Origin of the sequence: Celerinatantimonas sediminis (genome assembly GCF_046054195.1) — a bacterium.
Lineage (GTDB): Bacteria > Pseudomonadota > Gammaproteobacteria > Enterobacterales > Celerinatantimonadaceae > Celerinatantimonas.
This window is the reverse complement of record NZ_JBEQCS010000012.1, coordinates 45,627-71,780: the sequence shown is the minus strand read 5'-3', so window position 1 is coordinate 71,780 and position 26,154 is coordinate 45,627. Positions and strand designations below refer to the sequence as shown.

Below are 26,154 nucleotides of genomic sequence, written 5' to 3'. Positions count from 1 at the left end.
CACGCTATTTGAAAGTCCTGATGCAAAGTACAGATTTTTGACACAGGACGAGCGTTGTGAAATCACCACTTTGTCAGTCTTTTTCCGAACATCAGCTGGCACAGGTTTTTGATGTATTGCCTTCCGGGCTGTTATTGCTCGATCAGCGAGGCTACATTGCCAAAGCCAATCCGGCCGCGCAAACTCTATTTGGCGTTAAGCTTGAGGGTGAGCGTTGGTCAAAAGTTGCATTAGAGCTTTTCATTCCACAGGCTGATGATGGTCATGAACTCTCGTTACCTGATGGCAAGCGGGTTCAGTTGACGTTGGCCACGTTGCTTGATTCTGATAGTCAGCTCATTATGTTAACCGATGTGACCGCCACTCGGCAGCTGCAGGCCTCAATGGCTCGTTTGGAAAAACTTTCAGCACTAGGGCGAATGGTCGCATCACTGGCTCATCAAATTCGCACGCCACTGTCGGCGGCGATGCTTTATGGCTCGAATTTATCCAATGAAAATTTACCCGAAGCGGCCCGCAGTCGATTTCAATCCAAGATGATGGCGCGGTTAGCTGATTTGGAAAATCAGGTCAATGACATGTTGTTGTTCGCTCGTAACGGCGAGCAGCCAATTGCTGAACAAGTTTCCGTTGTTCATCTACTGATGCAAATGAAAAGTGCGATTGAAGCTAAATTAGTTCAGCGCCAATTGCATCTGGATATCGGTTATTGTGAGCCGGATGTCATCATTATGGCCAACAGTAACTGCTTGGTTTCAGCGTTGACTAATCTAATCGATAATGCAGCTCATGTAAGTAAACATGGCGATACGATTGGGCTTTATGCTCGAACTGATGGTGAACGGGTACAGATCTCCGTCGTTGATAGTGGCCCTGGTATTGCAGCTCATGTACAAGAGCAACTGTTCGAGCCTTTTGTCACGACCAAACAAAATGGTACGGGCTTAGGGTTGGCCGTTGTTAAGTCAGTCATCAAAGCTCATAACGGTGAAATTGCAGTGGATTCGCGCCCCGGTGAAGGGTGTTGTTTTACCGCGACATTACCTGTGCATCAAATCTGTCAACAATCTCAAGTCGTAGGAGGCTTAAGCGAATGAGTCAGTCACGAATTTTAGTCGTTGAAGATGATTCAGGGTTGCGAGAAGCCCTGATAGATACGCTCTTAATTGCTGGTTATCAGTGTGAAGAAGCTGAAAGTGGCGAACAAGCGTTGATTTTGTTGAGTGAAAAGGACATTGATCTAGTGGTGAGTGACGTCCAGATGGACGGCATCAGCGGCTTAGATCTATTGCAGAGTATTAAGGCAAAATATCCCAAATTGCCAGTACTGCTGATGACTGCGTATGCTCGTATTGACTCAGCGGTTCAAGCGATGCGCCAAGGTGCGATTGATTATATCGCTAAACCCTTTTCGCCAGAGGTTCTGCTTAATCAGGTTGGCCGTTATGCTCCGGCGCAAAAAGTTGAGACGTGCCAGCCCATTTATGGAGATCCAAGCACCGAACAGCTTTTGTTACTGGCTGATAAAGTGGCTCAAACCGATGCATCTGTGATGATCTGTGGCCCAAGTGGTGCAGGTAAAGAGGTGTTAGCCCGTTATATTCACGATAATTCACAGCGTAGCGATCAGCCTTTTGTGGCGATTAACTGTGCGGCGATACCAGAAAACATGCTAGAGGCAACTCTCTTCGGCTATGAAAAAGGGGCTTTCACCGGGGCTGTCCAAGGCTGTCCTGGTAAATTTGAACAAGCCCAGAATGGCACTATTTTGTTAGATGAAATCAGTGAGATGGATTTAGCTCTACAAGCTAAGTTATTGCGAGTCTTGCAAGAGCGTGAAGTTGAGCGTCTCGGCAGTCGTAAGATGATTTCATTAAATGTTCGAGTTTTGGCCACAAGTAACCGTAATTTAAAAGAGTATGTTGCTAAAGGTGATTTTCGTGAAGATTTATATTATCGGCTCAACGTGTTTCCACTGACTTGGAAACCGTTAGCACAGCGTCCCGGAGATATTTTACCGCTCGCACGGCATCTGTTGATGAAACATGCGCAGCAGGCGGGCCGGGCAGATCTCGATTTCACTCTGGCTGCTCAGCAAAAATTATTAAGTTATAGCTGGCCGGGTAATGTCCGTGAGTTAGATAACGTTATTCAGCGAGCCATTATTTTGGCAGCCGATCAGGTTGATGAGAGCCATCTTCTGATCGAAGGGGATTTACCCAGTGTCTCATCGGTCATCAATATGGTCGCAATGGAGACTCATTCACCGATTAACGAAGAGCAAGAAGCTCCGGCGTTAGGAAGTGAGCTTAAACAGCAAGAAAACCAGATTATTATTGAAATGCTTAAAAGTTGCCGCGGTAAGCGAAAAGAAGTTGCCGAGCGTTTAGGTATTAGCCCAAGGACCTTACGCTATAAATTAGCTCGAATGCGTGAAGAAGGGATTAAATTGCCCGCTTAATTAAACTAAAGCAGTCGTTATATGCATAATTAACCAGTTCATTGTCCAAGAAGTACTTTAAGCCAGCTTTGCTGGCTTTTTTTATCAGTATGAATAACTTAGTTTCGGTAATTAAATAAGTAGAAAAATATCACTTTTTTAAAGTATATTTTTTAAATTAACTGATATCATAGCAACCTTGTTTAAATAATTTATTTATTTTGAAATAACTATTTAGTTTGTTATTAACGTAGGGTATACCATGGAGAACACCATTGCGCAGGGAAGAGCAACATCAACTGCGCGTTTTATCACAGCACTCAAGGCTCTAGGGCCTGGCATTTTAATGGCAACCGCAGCAATTGGGGGAAGCCATCTGGTCGCATCAACTCAGGCCGGGGCACGATTTGGTTGGCAACTGGCTATTTTAATCATCGCTGCAAATGCTTTTAAATATCCATTTTTCCGCGCTGGAATTGCTTACACAATGGCAACGGATGAAAGCCTTTTAAAAGGTTATCTGCGCATGGGAAAAGGTTATTTATATTTAAGCTGGGTCATTAATTTTTTCTCTTCCATGGTTAACACTGCAGCATTAATTATGTTTGCTGCCAGTCTGTTAGGTTATTTTCTACCAGTAAAACTTTCACTGATTGTGCTAAGTGGAATTGTTTTAGTGATGTCGTTGGCAATTGTTGTTGCTGGGCAATTTTCGCTACTTAATAAAGTTTCTAAATTTATTATGTTGGCATTAAGTGTTGCCACCGTTGGAGCTTTAATAATTGCTATTATCAATGGCCCTGTGGCTCCTGCTGGTTATCACTCGCCATCGCCTTGGCAATTGGCAACGATTGGCTTTTTGGTGATAACGATGGGGTGGATGCCGATGCCCATTGAGATGTCGTGCATCAGTTCACTATGGTTGGTGAAACAGCGTCGGACGCAGGTTGTCACTCGCGCTAGTGCTCTGTTTGATTTTAATTTGGGGTATGTTTCCACGGCTATTTTAGCTCTGGTGTTTTTATCGCTCGGGGCGCTTGTTTTGCGCGGTAGTGGCACTGACTTTGCCAATGGTGGGGTTGGCTTTACTCACCAATTAGTGAGTATCTACGCTCAAACCATTGGTTCATGGTCGCGCTATTTAATTGCCATGATCGCTTTTTTCTGTATTTTTGGCTCAGTCATCACGGTGATGGATGGTTATGCTCGAATGTTAAATGAGTCCATTCGTCTGGTTGTGGATAAAGATACCGATGATGAGCGCTCTAGCCAACGTTACGAGCGCTACAGCAGCTATTGGGTTATTTTTATTGGTTTAAGTGGTTATGCGATTGTCTTGTTTTTCCATTCGGCATTGTTGGTGATGTTAGGATTTGCGATGACGTTAGCGTTTATGACAACACCTATGTTTGCGTGGTTAAATCACCGCTTGTTAAATAGTGATAAAGTCCCGCAGCAACTGCGTCCTAGTTTTGCCGGACAGCTTATCAATTATGCTGGGCTAATTTATCTATTTGCTTTTTTACTGCTATTTATTTGGTGGAAATGGCTTATGTAAATTGCATTTAAGCCGATACTTACAAAGAGCGCAGATAAGGCGCTCTTTTTGTTATGATTTAATTTTAGCTCAGGGTTAAAACATGAATTTACTGAACCAGCAGATGACTCTTGATGGCAAAACGATTGGAGCGCAGAGTCCGGTGTATATCATTGCCGAGATGTCGACCAATCATGGTGGTTCTTTAAATCGGGCAAAAGAGATTATTCATGCCGCTGCTGAATGTGGTGCGGATGCCATAAAGCTGCAGACCTATACGGCTGACACATTAACAATCAATAGCTCTCTGCCACATTTTCAGCTTAATGAGGGTCTATGGGCAGGGCAGTCGCTTTATGAGCTTTATGAAAAGGTTGCCATGCCATGGGATTGGCATCAAGTGCTTGCTGAAGAGGCTAAAAAAGCCAATATCACTTTGTTTTCATCACCATTTGATGTGTCTGCTGTTGAGCTTTTAGAAGAGCTTGATTTCCCTGCTTATAAAATTGCTTCGGCTGAAATTATTGAGCTGGCACTTATTGAAGCAGTTGCCGCCACTGGCAAGCCTGTTATCGTCTCTACAGGTGGGGCAACAGTTGGCGATATTCAGCGAGTGATGAATATCATGCAGGCGCACAACAACCCTAATTTATGTTTATTAAAGTGTACGAGTGCTTATCCTGCCCCCTATGACTCGATGAATCTAAAAACGATCCCTCATTTAGCTAAATGGAGCGGCTGTCCGGTGGGGTTGTCGGATCATACACTTGGCATTAGTGTGCCAGTGACATCAGTGGCTCTTGGCGCTAGTGTGATTGAAAAGCATTTTATGCTGGATAAATCCCATGATACCGCTGACAAGGCTTTCTCTCTTGACCCAAGCGAGTTTAAACAGATGGTTCAAGCTGTTCATCAGGCATCAGCCGCCATTGGTCAGGTTGATTATCCATCCACAAGCCAGATGCAACGTGCCATTTATGCCAAATACGACCTGTGCGCAGGCACTGTTTTATCGCGGGAAAATATCCGTACGGCGCGCCCAGGTGGTGAGATAGCGCCTCGTCATTTTGAGAGTCTATTAGGGCGTGCTCTACGCGAGGATGTCAAAGCGGGTGAGTGCTTGCGTTGGGAGATGATTTAACGCCATAAAGGCTCTAAACATTATCAATGCTAACTAATGCTTAAAGCCCGATTTTTAGCACAGTGTCATTAGCGCAGTTCATCCAGTGGCAATTGCATACTTGGAATGAATGTTTTAATAAAATAGTCTAATGGTGGCCGAGAGCGCTCTGTTAGCGTTTGTTCGAGCTTTTTGCGGGCGCTGGCAAATTCCTGATTACCACCAGCCAGTTCTTCTAAACATTTTATATACGCACAAACAACATCTGCATCTTTGACGATGCGTTCATATTCTTCGTTTTTCTCAGGCGTTAGTAGCAAGGGCGAAAATTCGTCTTTAAGCTCATCAGGCAACATTTCAAGAAGGCGTTGCTCGGCTTTTGACTCCAGCTCTTTGTACGCATCGCGAAGAGCCACACTGGCGTATTTTACCGGTGTCGGTAGGTCACCGGTAAAAACTTCACTGCTGTCATGATAGAGCGCCATCAGTGCCGCTTGACCTGGGTCCAATGCGCCAGAGAATAATTTATTCTCGACTATGACTAAGATATGGGTGACAAGAGCGACCATTAAGCTATGTTCTGCGACATTTTCGCGAAACTGACTACGCATTAATGGCCATCGTTCGATGAGCCTCATTCTGGCCAGTTGGGCCAGAAAGTGGCTTGTTACAGATTCATTAGGACTCATCATCAATAATTATGCTTGGCGATAGCTCGATAAAAAGTGTTCTAACCGGCCAATTGCATCTTTTAGATCTCTTTGTCTGGGTAAGAATACAACCCGGAAGTGATCAGGTTGATGCCAATTAAAGCCAGTTCCCTGAACAATCAGTATCTTCTCTTTCATCAACAAATCCAAGGCGAACTGTTGGTCATCGTGGATATTGAATTTTTTCGCATCCAGTTTTGGAAATAGATACATTGCGCCTTGAGGTTTAACGCAGCTAACGCCATCGATTGCATTGAGCATTTCCCAGGCGAGGTTGCGCTGCTCGTACAAGCGACCGCCCGGTGCGACCAAATCATTGATAGTTTGATAACCCCCTAATGCGGTTTGTATCGCATGTTGCATTGGAACGTTTGCGCACAAACGCATTGAGGCGAGAATATCTAGGCCCGCGATAAAATCTTTGGCTTTATTTTTAGCGCCGCTAACCATCATCCAGCCAGAGCGAAAACCACAAATGCGGTACGCTTTAGACAACCCATTAAACGTTAGCGTCAAAAGGTCATCGCTTAAGGTTGACAGTGGAATATGCTGCGCTTGGTCGTAGATGATTTTCGAGTAGATCTCATCGGCAAAAATAACTAAGTTATTTTCTCTTGCGACCTGTACAATTTGTTCCAGTAGCTCACGGCTATACACCGCGCCAGTTGGGTTGTTCGGGTTAATGACGACAATCCCTTTGGTACGCGAGGTTATTTTTGATTTGATATCGTCGATATCAGGGAACCAATCGGATTGCTCATCACAAAGATAATGCACGGCTCTGCCGCCAGCTAAGGTCACAGCTGCTGTCCACAGCGGATAATCCGGTGATGGAACCAGCATTTCATCACCATTATTAAGCAGCCCCTGAACAGACATCACGATCATCTCGCTCACGCCATTGCCCAGATAAATATCATCGACCGTTACACTGCGTAATCCCATCGCTTGATAATGTTGCATCACCGCTTTACGCGCTGAATAAAGCCCTTTTGAGTCGCTGTAACCTTGCGCTGTTGGTAGGTTACGAATGACATCGACTAATATTTCTTCTGGGGCTTCAAATCCAAATGGAGCCGGGTTGCCGATATTTAATTTAAGGATCCGTTGTCCTTCGTCTTCTAATCGTTTGGCTTGTTCCAGTACTGGACCGCGAATATCGTAGCAGACGGAATCGAGTTTGGTTGATTTTTCAATTAGCTGCATGAGTGAATCAAATGTTAATATAGTTGTAAATGTAAGCCATATTAAGGCGCTATTTAGTGGTGCTTGCAAGTATCCCACTAAGTTTTAGTATTAAATTCTACACTTGCAGAATCTTTAAATAAAAAATAAAGAATTACAGAATATTATAATGTTGGGGTGGGGTTAATTTATTCGATGTTAGAACTTAAACACTTAAAAACGCTGCTCGCGTTACGTGAATCACAGACATTGGTGGATGCGGCAGCCCGGTTATGTTTAACGCAATCGGCTTTGTCTCATCAGCTCAAATTATTAGAAAAGCAGATTGGTGCTCAGCTATTTATTCGTAAGAGCAAACCGCTGCGTTTTACCATTGCCGGTTTGCGCCTTATTGAATTAGCGGATTCTGTTTTGCCGCAATTTGAACAAGCTGAGCGCGATTTAACTCGTTTAGTGGCAGGGCAATCGGGGCGATTGCATTTGGCGATTGAATGTCATAGCTGCTTTAACTGGCTGATGCCAGCTATTGATATCTATCGCGGCCTATGGCCCGATGTGGAGCTTGATTTTTCATCGGGTTTTAGTTTTGAGCCACTACCAGATCTTGCGCATGGCGATCTCGATTTGGTGTTAACCACAGATCCATTAGATGTGCCAGGGATCCATTACAAAGCGCTCTTTGCCTATCAGCCGATGTTGGCGGTATCGGTGGATCATCCTCTGGCGCATAAAGAGGTGATAGAGCCAGCGGATTTTAGTGACCAGACATTGATTAGCTATCCGGTTGAGAGCTCTCGGCTCGATTTGTTTAATCTGTTTTTGCAACCTGCGGGAGTGACACCTAAAGCGATTCGCCAAGTCGATATGACGATGATGATGATGCAATTGGTCGCCAGTGACTTAGGCGTGGCTGTTTTACCCAACTGGGCGTTAAATGAATATGTTGATAAAGGCTTTGTAGTTGCCAGGACATTAGGAAATGGTGAACTATGGCAAAATCTTTACATCGCTATGCGCGACAAAGACCGCCAAGCAAGCCATCTGCGGGCTTTTATTCAAATTGCTCGGCAGAGCTGCTTTGAACATTTAAATGGGATTCGCCCGCCAGATGAACATGCCGATATTCCGGCAAGTTCAGATTACTTAATCGGATCGACTGCGTAAATTGCCGAATCAAATAGATTTTTAATAAGGCTAATAAATTCATCCAAAAATTCAGATTGCTCCTTTGTTGGAGCACTGTTCCAGACGCTTGAGAGTACTTCTTGCAGATCGTTTACAACTGAGTCACTTTCACGAATGACCTTAAAGCGAGCTTCACTACTTAATTGAGGGTGTTGCTGGCAAACGGCCATCACGCTCTCTGCAACTTTATCAGTAGTATATTCACCGATAGTATCGTTCATACAGGCTGGCCCGGGATGTTCAAATACCGAAAGGTTCTCAGTAAGATACTGAATCAGCTGGATATAGCCTTCACCATTGGTAACCATATTTAAATCTCACTCTACTACTGTTATTCGCTTGGCACACTTAATGTACATTAAGTATAAGCAAACTTCATTCTTATGGGTAATTTACTCTAAGCAGAAACATCCAACAGCATTCTTTTTCTATCTTTTAGCGAAGCCTTAAACGTTAAATACATTTAATAGTATAAAAAATATGCGTTCAGCGAGCTAGCGTCTAAACTCTAATGACATATGAAAGCAGCTCTTTAAGCGCTTTCTATCATAAAGATCTCTAATAGAAGGTCAAAGGAATGGGACGCAGAAATCAAACGATTATCGATGAAGAAGTGACGTTTGGCGAGAACGAAGAACTTGTTTCAACGACTGACTTACGTGGTGTAGTGACCTATGCCAATGAAGCTTTTTGCCGAGTGGCTGGATACACAATGGAGGAGTTAGTAGGCAAAAATCACAATATTGTGCGCCATCCTGATATGCCTAAAGCCGCATTTAAGGATATGTGGGAAAAATTAAAGTCAGGTCAACACTGGCGAGGTGCAGTTAAAAACCGCTGTAAAGATGGTCGCTATTATTGGGTGGATGCATTTGTAACCCCCATTTATGAAAATGACCAATTGATTGGCTATCAGTCAGTCAGAACTCGCTTAAAAGCTGATTATCGTAATCGCGCGGAACATATTTATAGCCAGCTCAATCGTGATAAATCGATTGAAAAATGGTATGAAAACCCAATGTGGCGACACTTGTTGTTTGTTGTTTGTTCCGTCGGTTTACTGCTGGGAACGGCTGAACATCATCTGTATGCGTTGGGTGAAGTGATCCTGCCGTTTATTATTTACTATCCAGAGCTCATTAAATCATCCCGCTACTTCAAAGCGCTACGCGATCATTATGATAGCCCCTCACGTTGGGTTTATTGCGGTAAGGCGAAAGAGTCTATCAGTGATTTCCATACCCTTATTTATAAAGGGCGGTTAAGAACAGCAATTGGGCGAGTGTTAGACAGCACGCGACCTTTGCATCAAGCTAGTCAGCGATTGTTGCAGACCGTTCGTCAGGCCCGTGATGCGGTTTCTGGACAAAATAAAGAACTCCATCAAGTTTCCACCGCGATGGATGAGATGGCTCAGACCATTCATGATATTGCCGGCAATACGCTCAATACAACTGAGCGAGTCGATCAAGCTCGGCAATTTTGTGAGCAGGCAAGTTCTAGGATGAATAAAGCCAATGGGCTTATTTCATCGTTGGCAAAAGAGGTCGCTAACTCGGCAGAAGCGGCCGTTGAGCTTACTCGCGAGACTGAAAGCATTGGTAATATCATGCAGGAGATCCAGGGTATTGCTGAACAAACCAATTTATTGGCGCTAAATGCAGCCATTGAGGCGGCTCGGGCCGGTGAACAAGGGCGCGGTTTTGCAGTGGTCGCCGATGAAGTGCGAGCGCTCTCGCAGCGTACCCATAAAGCGACTGAGCAGATTGAGTCATCGATTCAACAGATGAAAACCATGGTCAATTCATGGACGCAGACCATGCAAGACAGTAACAAGTCGGCCGCCGAATGCGTTAGCCATACTCAAGAAACCGAGGAAGCAGTTGGGACGGTTTTGGAAATGGTCAGTGAAATCGCAAGTTTAGCGGCTCAAATATCAACTGCTGCAGAACAGCAAAATGCGGTTGCTCAAGAGGTTAATCGCAATATTACGAATATCAATCAAGCAGCAGAGATTAATATGCAGCAGATTGGCAGTGTTGAAGATATTAGCTCTGAGTTAGATACTCGGGCGGATAAACTGACATCTCTTGCTAAAACTTTTGGCAATTAATTGGTTATCAGCCAGGCAGCCTATTCAGGCTGTTTGGCTGTTGACTCTGATTCACTAAGGCTGACAGTGGCTTTACCATCTTCATCAAGATAGGCACAACACAACAGCACTTCATCATCTTCGCAATAAGCCAGCGGTGGGTTCGGGTATTTCACTGATCCAGATTTGAGTTTTTGCCGACAAGCGCCGCAAAATCCATTACGGCACTGATATTCAACGGGGATCTCAGCCTGTTCTGCCGCTTCCAGAAGACTCTGTCCACGGCGAACAGGGATTTGACGCTGACCAATTTTTAAAATGGCCATTACAGCTCGAAATCTCCTAAGTCATCACTGTCTAACGATGAATCAATCTGACCGACCAAGTACGAGCTAATTTCAGCCTCTTGAGGTGCGACCTGAACGTTATCTGAAACCAGCCATGTGTTGATCCATGGAATCGGATTCGATTTCGTTTCATACACATTCGGTAAGCCTAACGCTTGCATGCGCACATTGCTGATGTATTCAACATATTGACACAGAATGTCTTTATTCAGACCAATCATTGAGCCATCTTTAAACAGATACGCTGCCCACTCTTTTTCCTGTTCAGCGGCTTTTTTAAACAGATCAAATGACTCTTGTTGGCACTCTTGGGCAATTTCTGCCATTTCAGGGTCATCTTTACCATCGCGCATCAGGTTAAGCATGTGCTGGGTGCCTGTTAAATGCAGCGCTTCATCTCGAGCAATGAGGCGAATGATCTTCGCATTGCCTTCCATTAGCTCTCGCTCTGCAAAGGCAAAAGAGCAGGCAAAGCTTACGTAAAAACGAATCGCTTCGAGCGCGTTAACAGCCATGAGACACAGATAGAGTTTTTTCTTCAGCTCGCGCAAACTAATGGTTATCTCTTTGCCCTGAATATTATGGACACCTTCACCATATAAATTGTAGCGCTGCGAGCTTTCGATTAATTCATCGTAATAAAGAGCAATATCTTCGGCGCGATGCAGAATGTGCTCGTTTACCATGATTTCATCAAACACTTCACCAGGGTCTTTGACCACATTACGGATAATGTGAGTGTAAGAGCGCGAGTGAATCGTTTCACTAAATGACCACGTCTCAATCCATGTTTCAAGCTCTGGAATTGACACCAGTGGCAACAGGGCAACGTTGGGTGAACGCCCCTGAATACTGTCCAGCAATGTCTGATATTTCAGATTACTTAAAAAGATATGCTGCTCATGAGCCGGCAATTTCTGAAAATCAATTCGGTCTTGTGTAACGTCTACCTCTTCTGGACGCCAGAAAAAACTTAGTTGTTTTTCAATTAGGCGTTCAAAAATAGGATGACGCTGTTGGTCGTAACGAGCCACGTTAACCGGCTCGCCAAAAAACATATTTTGCTTCGTCGCATCTAACTGATGCTGCGGAAAAATAGAATAGCTCATTGTAGTTATCCTAGCTTAAATCTTACATGCCCCACCGGCACAATCGTCTGCACCCATATCTTGTTGTTCATCAGCGGCCCCATCACGGGTGTTATGATAATAAAGGGTCTTAACGCCGAGTTTATAAGCTGTTAATAAATCTTTTAGCAATACTTTCATTGGCACGCGGCCACCATCAAAGCGCGCAGGGTCATAGTTGGTATTAGCTGAAATCGACTGATCGATGAATTTTTGCATAATCCCAACTAGCTGCAGATAACCATCGTTAGACGGCATGTCCCACAGCAGTTCGTAGTTATCTTTTAGCGAAATCAGATCTGGAACCACCTGTTTTAAGATCCCATTTTTGCTCGCTTTGACACTGACATAACCGCGTGGTGGTTCAATACCATTGGTCGCATTTGAAATTTGACTAGAGGTTTCTGAAGGCATTAGTGCTGACAGCGTTGAGTTACGCAGACCATGCGTTTTTATCTCTTCGCGCAGCGTTTCCCAATCGTAATGCAGTGGTTCCTGACAGATCCCGTCCAAATCTTTCTTATAGGTATCAATCGGTAAAATACCTTCGGCATATTTAGTTTCGTTAAATGCCGGACATGCCCCGTGCTCTTTAGCAAGGTTTAGTGATGCTTTAAGCATCCAGTACTGAATCGCTTCAAAGGTTTTATGCGTCAGACCATTGGCACTGCCATCTGAATAACGAACGCCATTTTTCGCCAAGTAATAAGCATAGTTAATTACGCCAATGCCCAGTGTACGGCGATTCATACTACTTCTTTTCGCCGCTGGCAGTGGGTAATCCTGATAATCCAACAGACTATCTAATGCGCGAACAGCTAAGTCGGCTAAGTCTTCAAGCTCATCAAGGCTTTCCAGTGCACCTAAGTTAAACGCTGAGAGTGTACAAAGCGCAATTTCGCCGTTTTCATCGTAAACATGTTCTAGCGGTTTAGTTGGCAGCGCGATTTCCATGCACAAGTTCGATTGACGAACTGGAGCCACTTTAGGATCAAACGGGCTGTGGGTATTACAGTGATCAACGTTTTGAATATAAATTCGGCCAGTTGATGCTCTCTCTTGCATTAATAGCGAGAACAGTTCCGATGCTTTGATTGATTTTTGGCGAATGCTCGAATCCTGCTCGTATTGTTGATACAAGCGGTCAAATTCGTCTTGATCATCAAAGAATGATTCGTAAAGGCCTGGGACATCACTTGGCGAGAATAAAGTAATGTTCTGACCTTTAATCAAGCGTTGGTACATGGTTTTGTTCAGCTGCACGCCGTAGTCCATATGGCGGACACGGTTTTCCTCAACCCCACGGTTGTTTTTCAAAACCAATAGCGATTCAACTTCAAGATGCCAGAACGGGTAGAACATCGTTGCAGCACCACCGCGCACGCCACCTTGAGAACAGCATTTAACTGCGGTTTGGAAATATTTATAAAATGGGATACAGCCAGTGTGGAAGGCTTCACCACCACGAATGGTGCTACCCAGAGCACGAATCCGCCCAGCGTTAATACCAATCCCGGCACGCTGCGATACGTAAGTTACAATGCTTGAAGCGGTTGCATTAATTGATGCAAGGCTATCATCACACTCAATCAAGACACATGAGCTGAACTGACGAGTTGGGGTACGTACGCCAGACATGATTGGCGTTGGCAGTGAAATTTTAAAGGTAGAAATTGCATCATAAAAGCGCTTGATGTAATCCATACGCTGCGCTTTGTCATAATGGCTAAACAAACACGCGGCAACCAGAATATAAAGAAACTGAGCGCTTTCAAAAATTTCACCTGTTACCCGGTTTTGTACCAGATATTTGCCTTCAAGTTGCTTGACCGCCGCATATGAGAAGTTCATATCACGCCAGTGATCGATCATCTCATCCATCTGGGCAAATTCTTCAGGTGTATAGTCTTCTAAAAGGTGGCGATCATAGTGGCCGAGTTCGCACTGTTTGACGACCTGGTCATATAACGTCGGTGGCTCAAATTGACCATATGCTTTTTTACGCAGATGGAAAATAGCCAAGCGCGCTGCTAAATATTGATAATCTGGTGCATCAGCACTGATTAAATCTGCAGCTGCTTTAATGATTGTTTCATGGATGTCGTTGGTGCGAATGCCATCATAAAACTGAATGTGAGAACGTAATTCGACTTGTGAAACAGAAACGTTTTCAAGCCCTTCCGCTGCCCAAGTTATGACGCGGTGAATTTTATCAAGATCAATCGGTTCTTTTTTACCACTGCGTTTGGTCACCAGAAGATTAGTATTCATAGTTATAAGCCACCTTATCAGGATCGGAGTATACGTATGTTGGATGAAGAAAAACACTATATCTAGTGTTTAACTATGGAATAACTACAAGATAGTGAGGTTTGGTTTAATATGCAAGGCATGGTAAAGGGGATAGGCTGTGGATAACTAAGCGATGTAAGTGGCTACTTACATAAGTTACCAGAGTGTAATTAAAGTTATCAATTTGCAACCCCTTGGAGAAAAAATTTGAATTATTTCTGGTGGCTTAATTCCCCACCAGAAATCGGTGTAATTCTCAGCACTTGTGAATTAAATATCGGGTTTGGTTAAATGCACCATATAATTGACGCTGACATCGCGACTGAGCTTATAAATGTCTAGAAATGGAATGACACTGACCCCTGTAAGGTGTTTTGTTTCAAAGCCAACCACATCACACCATCCGAGCAGTTCAGAGGGCTTAATAAACTTATTGTATTGATGCGTGCCTTGGGGAACGAGCTTCAATAATTTTTCTGCGGCAACTAACATTAACAAGTATGATTTTGGATTGCGGTTGACTGTGGATAAAAACAGCTGTCCACCCGGCTTAAGCATCGTATAAAGTGCTTGTAAAACTGAAGCGGGTTCTGGCACGTGCTCTAGCACTTCCATGCAGGTAATGACATCAAACTTATCTTTATGTTCAAGCGCAAAACTCTCAGCACTTACCATGTGATAATCAATTTCGACCTGTGACTCAAGGGCGTGTAAACGAGCAACTTCAATCTGAGCTTGCCCCATATCGAGCGCGCTCACTTTTGCCCCACGTTTAGCCATACTTTCACTGAGAATGCCACCGCCACAACCCACATCTAAGACCTGTTTCTCAAACAATCCATCACTGTGAGTTTCGATAAATTCTAATCGCAGCGGATTTATTTGATGAAGGGTCTTAAATTCACCATCTTCATCCCACCATTGGGAGGCTAGCGAGGCAAATTTGTCAATTTCAGTTTGGTCCACGTTATCGTAAGTCATGGTTTCTCTTTGACAGGCAAAATTTGTCTCTAGTATAAAGTTCACACTCGGTGTTGACGAATCATTTCTGCCAGCATAGGCAAGAGTTATATACGAGTTTTAAAAATTGAGTAATTTTTATCCATCTTGAACAGGTAAAGGAATATGTTGCGTTAAAACCGTTGTTTTGTTTTCCGGCTTATTCGAGTTTGTGGTAAAATTTCTGCTTCACTGCACTATTTGCAGCTAAGCGTTAAAAAATAGGGATTCTTTCTTCTATGAGCGATCTTGCCAAAGAGATTACACCCGTAAAAATTGAAGATGAGCTAAAAACATCTTATCTTGATTATGCGATGAGTGTAATTGTCGGCCGAGCATTACCAGATGTTCGTGACGGCTTGAAACCCGTGCATCGACGCGTATTGTTCGCGATGAATGTGTTGGGTAACGACTGGAATAAACCATATAAAAAATCGGCTCGTGTAGTGGGGGATGTGATTGGTAAATATCACCCTCATGGTGATACTGCTGTTTACGACACTATCGTGCGTATGGCACAGCCTTTCTCATTGCGTTATACCTTAGTCGATGGTCAAGGGAACTTCGGTTCTGTAGACGGTGACTCGGCCGCAGCAATGCGTTATACCGAAATTCGAATGGCGAAAATCGCCCATTCTTTGTTAGCCGATCTCGATAAAGAAACCGTCGATTTCATCCCCAACTACGATGATACCGAACAGGTCCCTGAAGTTTTACCTACCCGCATTCCAAACTTATTGGTTAACGGAGCTTCCGGTATTGCGGTTGGGATGGCGACAAATATTCCGCCACATAACCTCACTGAAGTGATCAATGGCTGTTTAGCTATGATCGAAAATCCGGATATCGATGTTGATGGCTTGATGGAATATATTCCGGGCCCTGATTTCCCAACCGCTGGGATTATCAATGGTCGAGCTGGAATTATTCAGGCTTATCGCACCGGCCGAGGAAAAGTTTCTATCCGCGCTAAAGCTGATATTGAAACTGATTCTCACGGACGCGATACCATTATCGTCCACGAGATCCCTTATCAAGTTAACAAAGCAAGGCTGATTGAAAAGATTGCCGAGCTAGTTAAGGATAAGAAAGTCGAAGGCATTTCGGCTCTGCGCGATGAATCCGATAAAGACGGCATGCGCATTGTCATTGAGCTTAAACGTGATGCTGTTGGTGAGGTTGTGTTAAATAACCTTTATGCACTGACACAAATGCAGGTTTCTTTTGGGATGAACATGGTCGCTTTGGATCATGGTCAGCCAAAATTGCTGAACCTGCACGATATGCTCGATTGCTTTATCCGCCACCGCCGCGAAGTGGTGACACGCCGTACCGTTTATGAACTGCGTAAAGCTCGTGAACGTGCGCATGTCTTGGAAGGTTTGGCGATTGCACTGGCTAACATTGATGAAATCATTGCTTTGATCCGTCAGTGCCCGACTGCCGCTGAAGCGAAAGTTGCATTGGTCGCTCGCGGATGGGAACTGGGTGTGGTTGCAGCCATGCTGGAGCGCGCAGGTGATGATGAAGCGGCTCGTCCAGAAGATTTAGCACCAGAATTTGGCGTTCGAGATGGCTTGTATCACTTAAGTGAAGTTCAGGCTCAGGCTATTTTGGATTTACGTCTGCACCGCTTAACAGGTTTAGAACACGACAAGATCCTTGAAGAATATAAAGGTCTGTTGGATCAAATCGCTGAACTTATCCTTATCTTAAGTTCTCCTGTTCGCCTGATGGAAGTGATTCGTGATGAATTTATCGAAATCCGTGAACAGTTCGGTGATGAGCGTGCCACCCAGATTAACGCCAATAGCGCTGATTTAAGCATTGAAGATCTTATTACTGAAGAAGATGTAGTCGTAACTCTCTCAAACGGCGGTTATGTCAAGTATCAGCCACTGACAGATTACGAAGCGCAGCGCCGTGGTGGTAAAGGTAAATCAGCAACTAAGATGAAAGATGAAGATTTCATCGATCAACTACTGATCGCCAATACCCATGACACAGTACTTTGTTTCTCAAGCATTGGTAAGGTCTACTGGCTGAAAGTTTACCAGCTGCCTCAGGCTAGTCGTCAGGCTCGTGGTAAACCGATTGTTAACTTGTTGCCGCTTGAAAGTGATGAACGAGTCACCGCGATTTTGCCGGTTCGTGAATATGAAGAAGATAAATTTATTTTCTTTGCAACTGCTGAAGGCACGGTTAAGAAAACATCGCTGTCAGCGTTTAAACGTCCTCTTTCTAGCGGTATTAAAGCCATTAACTTGCATGAAGGGGATGCCCTGATTGGCGTGGCGTTGACTGATGGTAGCAACGAAATTATGTTGTTCTCAGATGCGGGTAAAGTGGTTCGCTTTAGTGAAGACCATGTTCGCGCAATGGGCCGAACGGCTGCTGGGGTGCGTGGGATTAATTTAGATGATGGCCAACGCGTTGTCTCATTAATTATTCCGCAAGAAGACGTTGATATCCTCACCGCAACTGCCAATGGTTATGGTAAACGGACTTGTCAGAGCGAATATCCAACCAAAGGCCGCGCAACTAAAGGTGTCGTTTCTATTAAAGTCAATGAGCGCAATGGCGCAGTTGTTGGTGCTGTTCAAGTTCGCGTTGAAGAAGGGCTGATAGACCCTGAAACTGGCGAAGAATTGCCACCTAAAGGCGACCAGGTGATGTTGATTACCAACGGTGGTATATTAGTTCGCATTCGCGCTGGTGACGTCTCTAAAGTTGGGCGTAACACGCAAGGGGTTCGTTTGATTCGAACTGCCGATGATGAACAAGTTGTTGCACTACAACGTATTGACGAAGTCGACGAAGATGAGCAAGATAGCTTAGACGAGGCGATCGATAGTCAGCCACCGCAGGAACCCGATCAACCTGATGATGGCGAATAAGCAATAACGATTATCGAGCGGCATGATGCCGCTCGTTTTCTTTATCCCCTTTGCTTGTGAGCAGCATATTTAGCAATTAATTGTTTTGTATGAGCATGTGATGCCAGCAGGGCTGGGCAGCTGGGCCTGGATAAAAAATCTAGCAGGGCAAGGATTATCACCATAGAACCAATAATAGTGATGATTTGTTTTACGCCTCAGATTTAACTTGAAGCGGTTAATGAAGGAACGAAGCATGACACAGATTTACAACTTTTGTTCAGGTCCGGCGATGATGCCGACCGAAGTAATGGCAAAAGCACAACAAGAATTTACCAACTGGCGTGACCTTGGTGTCTCCGTCATGGAAATTAGTCACCGCAGTGCAGACTATATCGCCATGGCTGAAGAAGCAGAACAGGATCTGCGCGATCTTTTAGCTATCCCTGATAATTACAAAGTTCTGTTTTGTCACGGTGGTGGGCGTGGGCAATTTTCCGCCGTACCAATGAATATTCTAGGTGACAAAAAACTGGCAAGTTATGTCACTACTGGCCACTGGTCTCATTGTGCGCTAGATGAAGGGAAAAAATATGCGTCAGCTGATGTGTTCGATGCTTTATTAAAAGACGACGAAGGTAACATCTCTGTTCGCCCAGTTAGTCAATGGCGTTATAGTCATGATTCCGCCTATTTACACTATTGCCCAAATGAAACCATTGAAGGGATAGCGATTCATCAAGCTCCTGATGTTGATGTGCCACTTGTCGGTGATTTTTCTTCAACTCTGCTTTCTGAACCTTTGGATGTTAGCAAATTCGGTATCATTTATGCTGGTGCTCAGAAAAACATTGGTCCTTCAGGCTTAACGGTTGTGATTGTGCGTGATGATTTACTAGACAAATCGATGCAGCATACGCCAAGTGTTTTAGATTACTCAATTGCGGCTAAACATAGCTCAATGTTTAATACCCCTCCAACTTACGCTTGGTATCTGTCTGGACTCGTTTTCAAATGGCTGAAAGAGCAGGGTGGTTTGAGTGCGATGGCCAAACGCAATAGTGCTAAAGCTGCGTTATTGTATAATTATATCGATCAAAGTGATTTTTATCGCAACCAAGTTGATAGCGCTTACCGTTCAAAAATGAATGTGCCATTTTTCTTAGCCGATGATGCACTTAACTCTGCTTTCTTAGCCGAAGCGGGTGAATGCGGATTGATGACTCTTAAAGGGCATCGCGTCGTTGGTGGTATGCGTGCTAGCATTTATAATGCAATGCCGCTAGATGGCGTGCAAACACTGGTTAATTTCATGCAAGACTTTGAAAAACGTCACGGCTAAAAAATCAAAGCACCCATTATGGGTGCTTTATTAGATCTAAAATAAAACCATGATTGAGGAATGAATGACCGAGCAATTGACCCTTCAGCCAATTGACACTGTTGCGGGCAAAATTCACCTGCCTGGCTCAAAAAGTATCTCTAACCGAGCGCTTCTGTTAGCGGCAATGGCCAAAGGTACCACGACCCTGACAAATCTTCTGGATAGCGATGATATTCGTCATATGCTCAAAGCATTTGAACAACTGGGCGTAACTGTTCGTTTGAGCGAAGATAAAACGCGCTGTGAAGTGGATGGTTTAGCAGGAGCATTGCAGCCTGTAGCTGCTCAAAGTGAGCTCTTTTTGGGAAATGCTGGTACGGCTATGCGGCCTTTGTGTGCTGCATTAACGCTATGCCAGGGCGAATTTGAACTCACTGGTGAGCCTCGCATGGAAGAGCGTCCTATCGGGCCATTGGTTGATGCATTGGTTCAAAGCGGTGCGAAGATAGAATACTTAAAGAACCCCGGTTATCCTCCTCTTAAAATTACAGGGACCGGTCTTGCTGGTGGCAAAGTCGATATTGATGGCTCGGTTTCAAGTCAGTTTCTGACCGCTTTTCTTATGGCTGCACCGTTAGCTCGAAAGAGCACCGAAATCACTATTATAGGTGAGTTAGTTTCTAAGCCTTATATTGATATTACCCTTAAAATGATGGCGCGCTTTGGCGTTCAAGTTGAAAATCACGATTATCAACGTTTTGTTATTCCTGCCGGGCAAAGTTATGTGAGTCCCGGGCACTTTTTAGTCGAAGGGGATGCTTCATCGGCCTCTTATTTTTTAGCAGCCGGAGCGATGTCTGGTGATGTAACCGTTGAAGGTGTCGGACGTTTATCGATGCAAGGGGATGTCGCATTTGCTGATGTACTAGAAAAAATGGGTGCACAAATCGAATGGGGTGACGATTTTATTCGCGCTCGACATGTGCAGCCATTACACGGCGTTGATTTAGATCTCAATGAGATTCCAGATGCGGCAATGACACTGGCAACCGCTGCTTTAGTGGCGAAAGGGCCAACGTTTATTCGTAATGTTTATAACTGGCGCGTGAAAGAAACCGATCGCCTCGCTGCGATGGCCTGTGAGTTAAACAAATTAGGTGTTGAAGTTGAAGAAGGTAAGGATTCTCTTAAAGTGATTCCTAAAGGGCAGTTAAAACATGCCGCGATAGATACCTATAACGATCACCGTATTGCGATGTGTTTTTCACTGGTGGCTTTAGCCGGGGTTGCTGTCACAATTAATGACCCTGGATGCACTTCTAAAACATTTCCTGATTATTTTGATAAATTTGCTCAGATAGCAAACGCATAATTAGACTGAATTAATCAAAAAAGATTAATGAAAAGGTTGATGAGTTGCTCCGATTCGTCAACCTTTTTTTATTAATTGTATATAAAGTTAGAGCTAGATTGATATCTTTCAATTTTCTACCTATAAGCAGATGGTTTTTTCTGGTAGGATATTTCTCTATCGCACCGCTTAGGCTCTGAATTTCTTGAAGCTTTTTCGAACAGTCTGTTTCTTGCTCGGCTGTTTATGGGGAAGTTATATTCCTCAGGCAACCGCACAGGTTGTGCGAATTGGATTTTCTTCTGATTCGCCAGTTAATTATGTTCGTCAACAGCACGTTAATGGGTATTTAGTCAATTACATCAAAAAGTTACTCCCTTCTCGCAAAGTGAGTTGGATAGCCTTTCATAACGCTGATGCGGGTATTCGAGCCTTAAGCTTGCAACATATTGATTTATGGTTAACCCCTTCTGAAAATGACCCTCAGTGGGTGTCTAGTGATGATCTGTTTCAAGAACACTGGGGATTAATTACTTTATCAGGCCAGCCTCACCCACAATCATTAGAGAAACTGTCAGCGTTAAAACTTGGTATTCAAGATAGCGCCATTGAACATCTTTCTGAGAAGAGCTTCCTCGGTCAAACCGTGATGTTTCCTTCTTGGAATGGTGGGGTTAAGTTGCTTGAAAATCATCTTGTTGAGGGCGTTTTAATGCCTCGGCATATATTTAAGAAATTCGCGCTTCTTAATTCAAATATCGAATATTATCGATTGCCATTGTGGCGTGATTATCGCTTATCAGCTCTGAAATTCACCCCTGGAGCAAATTGGATTAGGCAGATTAATCGTAATATTAATGCCGATGATTTAACTCTGGACCATCACCAACCAAGCACATCTGAGCATCAGTGGCTTTTAGTGAGTGCTTTGGTTATCTGTATCTTATTATTGGTCTGTTTATGTTGGATTATTTATCGTTATTATCGATTGCGACGGCAGTTACCAAAATCCTTTTTAGTTGCGACTGATTTTCTCAAAAGTGAAAATCAGTTGCATCGAGATATCGCCCGTTGGTTGCAAACTGAACAATCATTGGGCATTTTTATGTTTGAGTTTTCTAGGCAGATTGAGCTTTATGAAAGCTATGGTTTAGAAACTGGCCAGCGGCTGTTGAGAGTATTTGCTTGCAATTGTCGCAAACAGCTTAAAAAGTTATATCCGGGAAGTGAACTTTATTGCTGGCAAGATAATTATTTTGTTCTGCTCAGTGGTAAAACGCCACATAGCTACCAACAAATGGCCCAGCAAATTGCTCAGACGTGTCGCGGCTGGGTTAATGTTGATGGTCTAAAACTGCGGTTGCGCAGCCATGTTGGTTGGACCGATAACAGTAGTTTACGCATTTCAGTGAACTCAGAGGTGTTGCTTGGTGAAGCTTATCTGGCATTACGTCAAGCAATCGTCCATCAGCAGCGAAATTGTGTTTATTTAGATGAACAACGCTCGTGTTCTCGTGCTCGATTAGCTCTTGAGGCTAAATTGCGCCAGGCGATTGACTCCAACGAGCTGACATTATTTGTTCAACCTCAATTTAGTTTAACTGTGCCTCGTAAACTTGTTGGTGCCGAAGTCTTGGTGCGCTGGTTTACACCTGATGGGAAATTTATTTCACCCGCACAGTTTATACCTATTGCTGAACAAACAGGGCTGATTGCACGTTTAGATCATTGGGTCTGTGAACATTCAGTTGCAATGCTAGCTAAATATCAGTCCTTATTACCTGAAGATTTTCGGCTGTCGGTGAATTTCTCAGCGGTCTCTATCTCTCGTGGATTGTGTGAAAAATTAGTTCTCGATTCGATTCAGCGCTGGCATGTCCCGCCACGTAAATTATGTTTGGAGATTACCGAATCAGCGATTATGAACTCGTTGGTTGCCGCGCGTCAGAGTATTGCCAGATTACGTCAGCAGGGATTTGATATTGCCATTGACGATTTTGGTACAGGTTATAGCTCAATGGCTTATCTTAAAAACCTTGCTGTGACCCATCTAAAAATTGACCAAGTATTTACAGCTGGCCTTGAAAAAGGTATTAGCGATCAACAAATTGTCAGAGCGATTGCTATGGTTGGTAAGAGCTTTGGTCACCATATTTTAATCGAAGGTGTTGAACAGGCTAAACAGGCAACTTTAGCCAGACAACTTGGGTGTCAATTTGTCCAAGGATTCCATTATGCCAAACCTATGGCGTGGATGGATTTTGTGCGTCAATATCTTGGTGAAAACCGCTTAACTCCCGCCTTGGAAAGTATTTAATGCATTGAATTATATGTATTTATTTTAGGTATATAATCTTGGCCTAACAATTGCTTTATCCATCCTAACTACGGAATTGTCAGGAAATTGGCAGTAAGGATAAGACAATGAAATTGGACGCAGCACCACTTCTTCAACAGATGCAATCGATGAGCCAACAGGCTGGATTATCGCCAGAACAGGCGATTCGAGCTGATCGCAGCGATGCATCTGCAGTAACCGGAATGACTCAGGGCAATTCAGCCAGCAAAGATTTTGGTCAGCTCCTGAGCGATGCGATTAACCATGTAAATTCATTGCAGAGCAATACGAGTGATTTGCGAACCCGCTTCGATATGGGCGATAAAAATGTCAGCCTGTCGGATGTCATGATTGCAGCACAAAAATCCTCAATCGCTTTTGATGCAACTGTCGAAGTTCGCAACAAAGTGGTTGAAGCCTATAAACAGATAATGGCTATGCCAATCTAGTGTGATTTGAGGAGACGCTTGTGGCAGGTGAAGCAACTGATACCCCAATCAATGATGATACTGCATTATTGACCGGTCCAGATAGCGCAGCGGTGGATTTAGAAGAGAATGAACAGCAAAGCGGTTCACGGCTAGGATTTTTACAAAATGGTGTTATTTTGCGCCAGATTATTATGATCCTTGCTTTGGCTATTTGCTTAGCTCTTGGGGTATTTTTGCTGATGTGGGCAAAACAACCTGAGATGCGTCCAATTGGCACCTATACTGCTCCTGAGCTTGTTAAGGCATTAGATTTCTTCGATCAGAATGACATCAAATATGATGTTGAAGGCAAAACGGTATTTGTTCGTGCCGACCAATATTCAGCAATTCGTTTGAAAATGCTTCGTGGTGGCGTTGCTAGTACGCCAACCCAATCTGATGGCGATGATATCTTACTTAAAGATATGGGCTTTGGCGTGAGTCAGCGTCTTGAACAAGAACGACTCAAGCTTAGCCGTGAGCGGCAGCTAGAAAGTGCTATTACGCAAATTCAGGCCGTATCTAAAGCCAAAGTTTTACTCGCCATTCCTCGATATAACGTGTTTGCCCGTGATAGCCAGAAACCTTCAGCAACGGTTGTTGTTACTTTAAAAAACGTCAACTTAGGGCTTAAACAAAATGAGGTTGATTCTATCGTCGACATGGTTGCGTCGGCTGTTCAGGATTTAACCCCGCAACGGGTGACAGTGACCGACCAAAATGGTCAGTTACTTAACTCAGGTAGCGAGAGTGCGGCTGATTTACAAAATCGTCGCCAGTTACAGGTGGAACAAAATCGCGAACAACAATACAAAGATAAAATCGATTCGATTCTAACGCCTGTATTAGGTGCTGGAAATTATACCGCCCAAGTTGACGTCTCGATGGATTTCACCTCGGTGGTTCAGACTCAGAAAAGCTACAATCCTGACTTGCCTGCGATTCGCAGTGAAATGACCGTTCAGGATAATAGTAGCGGGCAGAATCCACTCGGTATCCCCGGGGCGTTGTCTAATCAGCCGCCTGCAAAATCTGATATTCCTGAGACTCAGAAGGAAGCGCAAGCCAATCAGAGTTCAGTCAGTGGCCGTAGCCATAAAGAAGAAACTCGCAACTATGAGTTAGATACCACCATCAGCCATACTCGTCAGCAAGTTGGTGTGGTGCGCCGGTTAAGTGTGTCAGTTGCTGTTGATTATGTCTCAACCCCTGGAGCTGATGGCCAGGTGACTCGCGCCCCTCGCAGTGCTGAGGAAATGGCAAATATTCGACGTCTGCTTGAAGGGGGTATCGGTTTTGATATGTCACGAGGCGATACGCTGGAAGTTGTGAGTGTGCCATTTACTCGCCCACAAGTTGATACCGTCAAAGATCTCCCCGTATGGGAACAGGATTGGTTCTGGCGGGCGATGCGTATTGCTGGGGCTGTATTGGTATTAGTGGTGCTGATTTTGGCAGTTGTTCGGCCGACATTGAACCGACTGTTGAATAATGGTGTTGATGAAGAAGCCGATGATACCGATTTAGAAACAGCAATGTCAGCGTATGACACCAGTGATGATGCAGAGCTCTTATCAGCTGATATCACAGGCACAGATTTTGGTATTCAAAATGGTCAGCTACAATTACCTGATATGCACCGTGATGAAGATATCCTTAAAGCGGTTCGGGCGCTGGTCTCTAACGAACCAGACTTGGCGGCAATGGTCATTAAAGATTGGGTGATAAACGATGGCAAATGACGAAAAAAAATATGATCTATCAAATACCAGCGGAACGGATATGGCTGCTATTTTGATGCTCAGTCTGAATGAAGAAGATGCTGCGACAATTTTCCGTCACTTAGAGCCAAAGCAGGTGCAGCGTTTAGGGATGGCAATGGCCTCCATGGAAGATTTTAGCCATGACCGGGTCGTTGCTGTACATGAGCGATTTATCGAAGATATCCAGAAATACACAAATATTGGGATTGGCAGTCAGGACTTTGTTCGTAATGCGTTAAATGCGGCATTAGGTGAAGATAAAGCGGCTAATTTGGTTGATCAGATTATCATGGGCAGTGGCTCTAAAGGGCTTGATTCACTCAAGTGGATGGATGCTCGTCAGGTTGCTAGCATCATTCAAAATGAACACCCGCAGATCCAGACGATCGTATTGTCTTACCTTGAACCTGAACAATCTGCCGAGATTATGTCGCAGTTCCCTGACAAAGTGCGCCTTGACTTGATGATGCGTATTGCCAACTTAGAAGAGGTTCAGCCAGCGGCATTGACCGAATTAAATGAGATCATGGAAAAACAATTTGCCGGCCAAGCAGGGGCTCAGGCTGCGAAAATGGGCGGCCTGAAAGCTGCTGCCAATATCATGAACTATCTCGATACCAATGTTGAAGGGATGCTCATGGATTCAATTCGTGAAAGTGACGAAGAGATGGCGCAGCAAATTCAAGATCTCATGTTTGTCTTTGAAAATCTGATTGATGTGGATGACCGTGGTATCCAGACGCTATTGCGGGATGTCCAGCAAGAAGTACTGCTTAAAGCTATTAAAGGTGCGGACGATCAGCTTAAAGAGAAAATCTTGCGGAATATGTCTAAACGTGCCGCTGAAATGCTCCAAGACGATTTAGATGCGATGGGGCCTGTACGTGTGAGCGAAGTTGAATCGGCTCAGAAAGAGATATTGTCTACGGCCCGTCGTCTGTCTGATGCTGGTGAAATTATGCTAGGCGGTAGCGGTGGTGGTGAGGAGTTCCTGTAAT

Annotated in this window: 20 protein-coding genes; 13 read left to right on the top strand and 7 right to left on the bottom strand. The window is 44.2% G+C overall.

Translation table 11 applies throughout. The features are described from left to right. The first annotated feature begins 56 nt into the window (after positions 1-56). From ABTQ23_RS14010 to pseI, 4 genes are all read left to right on the top strand, one after another. Complete coding sequence (locus tag ABTQ23_RS14010) at positions 57-1,097, top strand: sensor histidine kinase (RefSeq protein ID WP_408616358.1); 1,041 nt, start codon at positions 57-59, stop codon at positions 1,095-1,097. Then, positions 1,094-2,461 (top strand): sigma-54-dependent transcriptional regulator, encoded by a 1,368-nt coding sequence (locus tag ABTQ23_RS14005; RefSeq protein ID WP_408616357.1) that lies wholly within the window; start codon positions 1,094-1,096, stop codon positions 2,459-2,461. The genes ABTQ23_RS14010 and ABTQ23_RS14005 overlap by 4 nt, the downstream gene beginning before the upstream one ends. Positions 2,462-2,702: 241 nt before the next feature. Then, positions 2,703-3,998 (top strand): NRAMP family divalent metal transporter, encoded by a 1,296-nt coding sequence (locus ABTQ23_RS14000; protein ID WP_408616356.1) that lies wholly within the window; start codon positions 2,703-2,705, stop codon positions 3,996-3,998. 82 nt (positions 3,999-4,080) lie between these two features. Next, the gene (pseI, locus tag ABTQ23_RS13995) at positions 4,081-5,118 is read left to right on the top strand and encodes a pseudaminic acid synthase (protein WP_408616355.1); all 1,038 of its coding nucleotides are present in this window, start codon (positions 4,081-4,083) and stop codon (positions 5,116-5,118) included. Positions 5,119-5,186: 68 nt separating this feature from the next. Here the strand turns inward: pseI and yfbR are convergent, their stop codons facing one another. After that, entirely contained in the window at positions 5,187-5,786 is a 600-nt protein-coding gene (gene yfbR / locus ABTQ23_RS13990) for a 5'-deoxynucleotidase (protein ID WP_408616419.1), read from the bottom strand. A gap of 9 nt (positions 5,787-5,795) precedes the next feature. After that, positions 5,796-7,013 carry a pyridoxal phosphate-dependent aminotransferase gene (locus ABTQ23_RS13985; RefSeq protein ID WP_408616354.1) on the bottom strand — a complete coding sequence of 406 codons (1,218 nt, stop codon included), beginning with the start codon at positions 7,011-7,013 and terminating at the stop codon, positions 5,796-5,798. Between the two features lie 174 nt (positions 7,014-7,187). On the opposite strand from ABTQ23_RS13985, the gene ABTQ23_RS13980 reads away from it, so the two are divergent. After that, the gene (locus ABTQ23_RS13980) at positions 7,188-8,156 is read left to right on the top strand and encodes a LysR substrate-binding domain-containing protein (protein WP_408616353.1); all 969 of its coding nucleotides are present in this window, start codon (positions 7,188-7,190) and stop codon (positions 8,154-8,156) included. Here the strand turns inward: ABTQ23_RS13980 and ABTQ23_RS13975 are convergent. After that, entirely contained in the window at positions 8,132-8,485 is a 354-nt protein-coding gene (locus tag ABTQ23_RS13975; protein WP_408616352.1) for a DUF3802 family protein, read from the bottom strand. The two genes, ABTQ23_RS13980 and ABTQ23_RS13975, sit on opposite strands and share 25 nt — an antisense overlap. Positions 8,486-8,754: 269 nt before the next feature. Here ABTQ23_RS13975 and ABTQ23_RS13970 point away from each other — a divergent pair, with 269 nt between their 5' ends. Beyond that, entirely contained in the window at positions 8,755-10,290 is a 1,536-nt protein-coding gene (locus ABTQ23_RS13970) for a methyl-accepting chemotaxis protein (RefSeq protein ID WP_408616351.1), read from the top strand. Between the two features lie 20 nt (positions 10,291-10,310). Here the strand turns inward: ABTQ23_RS13970 and yfaE are convergent, their stop codons facing one another. From yfaE to ubiG, 4 genes are all read right to left on the bottom strand, one after another. Continuing rightward, positions 10,311-10,595, bottom strand: a complete 285-nt coding sequence (gene yfaE / locus ABTQ23_RS13965) for a class I ribonucleotide reductase maintenance protein YfaE (RefSeq protein ID WP_408616350.1) — start codon at positions 10,593-10,595, stop codon at positions 10,311-10,313. Beyond that, a complete protein-coding gene (gene nrdB / locus ABTQ23_RS13960; protein WP_408616349.1) occupies positions 10,595-11,725 on the bottom strand; it encodes a class Ia ribonucleoside-diphosphate reductase subunit beta in 1,131 nt (376 codons plus the stop codon). The genes yfaE and nrdB overlap by 1 nt, the downstream gene beginning before the upstream one ends. Positions 11,726-11,740: 15 nt before the next feature. Beyond that, a complete protein-coding gene (nrdA, locus tag ABTQ23_RS13955) occupies positions 11,741-14,014 on the bottom strand; it encodes a class 1a ribonucleoside-diphosphate reductase subunit alpha (protein WP_408616348.1) in 2,274 nt (757 codons plus the stop codon). 291 nt (positions 14,015-14,305) lie between these two features. After that, the gene (gene ubiG / locus ABTQ23_RS13950; protein WP_408616347.1) at positions 14,306-15,016 is read right to left on the bottom strand and encodes a bifunctional 2-polyprenyl-6-hydroxyphenol methylase/3-demethylubiquinol 3-O-methyltransferase UbiG; all 711 of its coding nucleotides are present in this window, start codon (positions 15,014-15,016) and stop codon (positions 14,306-14,308) included. A 257-nt stretch (positions 15,017-15,273) separates the two neighbouring features. On the opposite strand from ubiG, the gene gyrA reads away from it, so the two are divergent. The 7 genes from gyrA (at position 15,274) to fliG (ending at position 26,153) form a co-directional block, all read left to right on the top strand. Then, positions 15,274-17,931: a DNA topoisomerase (ATP-hydrolyzing) subunit A gene (gene gyrA, locus ABTQ23_RS13945; protein WP_408616346.1), complete on the top strand. Its 2,658-nt coding sequence runs from the start codon at positions 15,274-15,276 to the stop codon at positions 17,929-17,931. 235 nt (positions 17,932-18,166) lie between these two features. Beyond that, the gene (gene serC / locus ABTQ23_RS13940; protein ID WP_408616345.1) at positions 18,167-19,252 is read left to right on the top strand and encodes a 3-phosphoserine/phosphohydroxythreonine transaminase; all 1,086 of its coding nucleotides are present in this window, start codon (positions 18,167-18,169) and stop codon (positions 19,250-19,252) included. Between the two features lie 64 nt (positions 19,253-19,316). Beyond that, positions 19,317-20,606: a 3-phosphoshikimate 1-carboxyvinyltransferase gene (aroA, locus tag ABTQ23_RS13935; RefSeq protein WP_408616344.1), complete on the top strand. Its 1,290-nt coding sequence runs from the start codon at positions 19,317-19,319 to the stop codon at positions 20,604-20,606. Between the two features lie 184 nt (positions 20,607-20,790). After that, positions 20,791-22,902: an EAL domain-containing protein gene (locus ABTQ23_RS13930; RefSeq protein ID WP_408616343.1), complete on the top strand. Its 2,112-nt coding sequence runs from the start codon at positions 20,791-20,793 to the stop codon at positions 22,900-22,902. A gap of 107 nt (positions 22,903-23,009) precedes the next feature. After that, the gene (fliE, locus tag ABTQ23_RS13925; RefSeq protein ID WP_408616342.1) at positions 23,010-23,372 is read left to right on the top strand and encodes a flagellar hook-basal body complex protein FliE; all 363 of its coding nucleotides are present in this window, start codon (positions 23,010-23,012) and stop codon (positions 23,370-23,372) included. Between the two features lie 20 nt (positions 23,373-23,392). Then, positions 23,393-25,135 carry a flagellar basal-body MS-ring/collar protein FliF gene (gene fliF, locus ABTQ23_RS13920; protein ID WP_408616341.1) on the top strand — a complete coding sequence of 581 codons (1,743 nt, stop codon included), beginning with the start codon at positions 23,393-23,395 and terminating at the stop codon, positions 25,133-25,135. Continuing rightward, complete coding sequence (gene fliG, locus ABTQ23_RS13915) at positions 25,125-26,153, top strand: flagellar motor switch protein FliG (protein ID WP_408616340.1); 1,029 nt, start codon at positions 25,125-25,127, stop codon at positions 26,151-26,153. Before fliF ends, fliG begins: the two co-directional genes overlap by 11 nt. The last annotated feature ends 1 nt before the right edge of the window (position 26,154 follow it).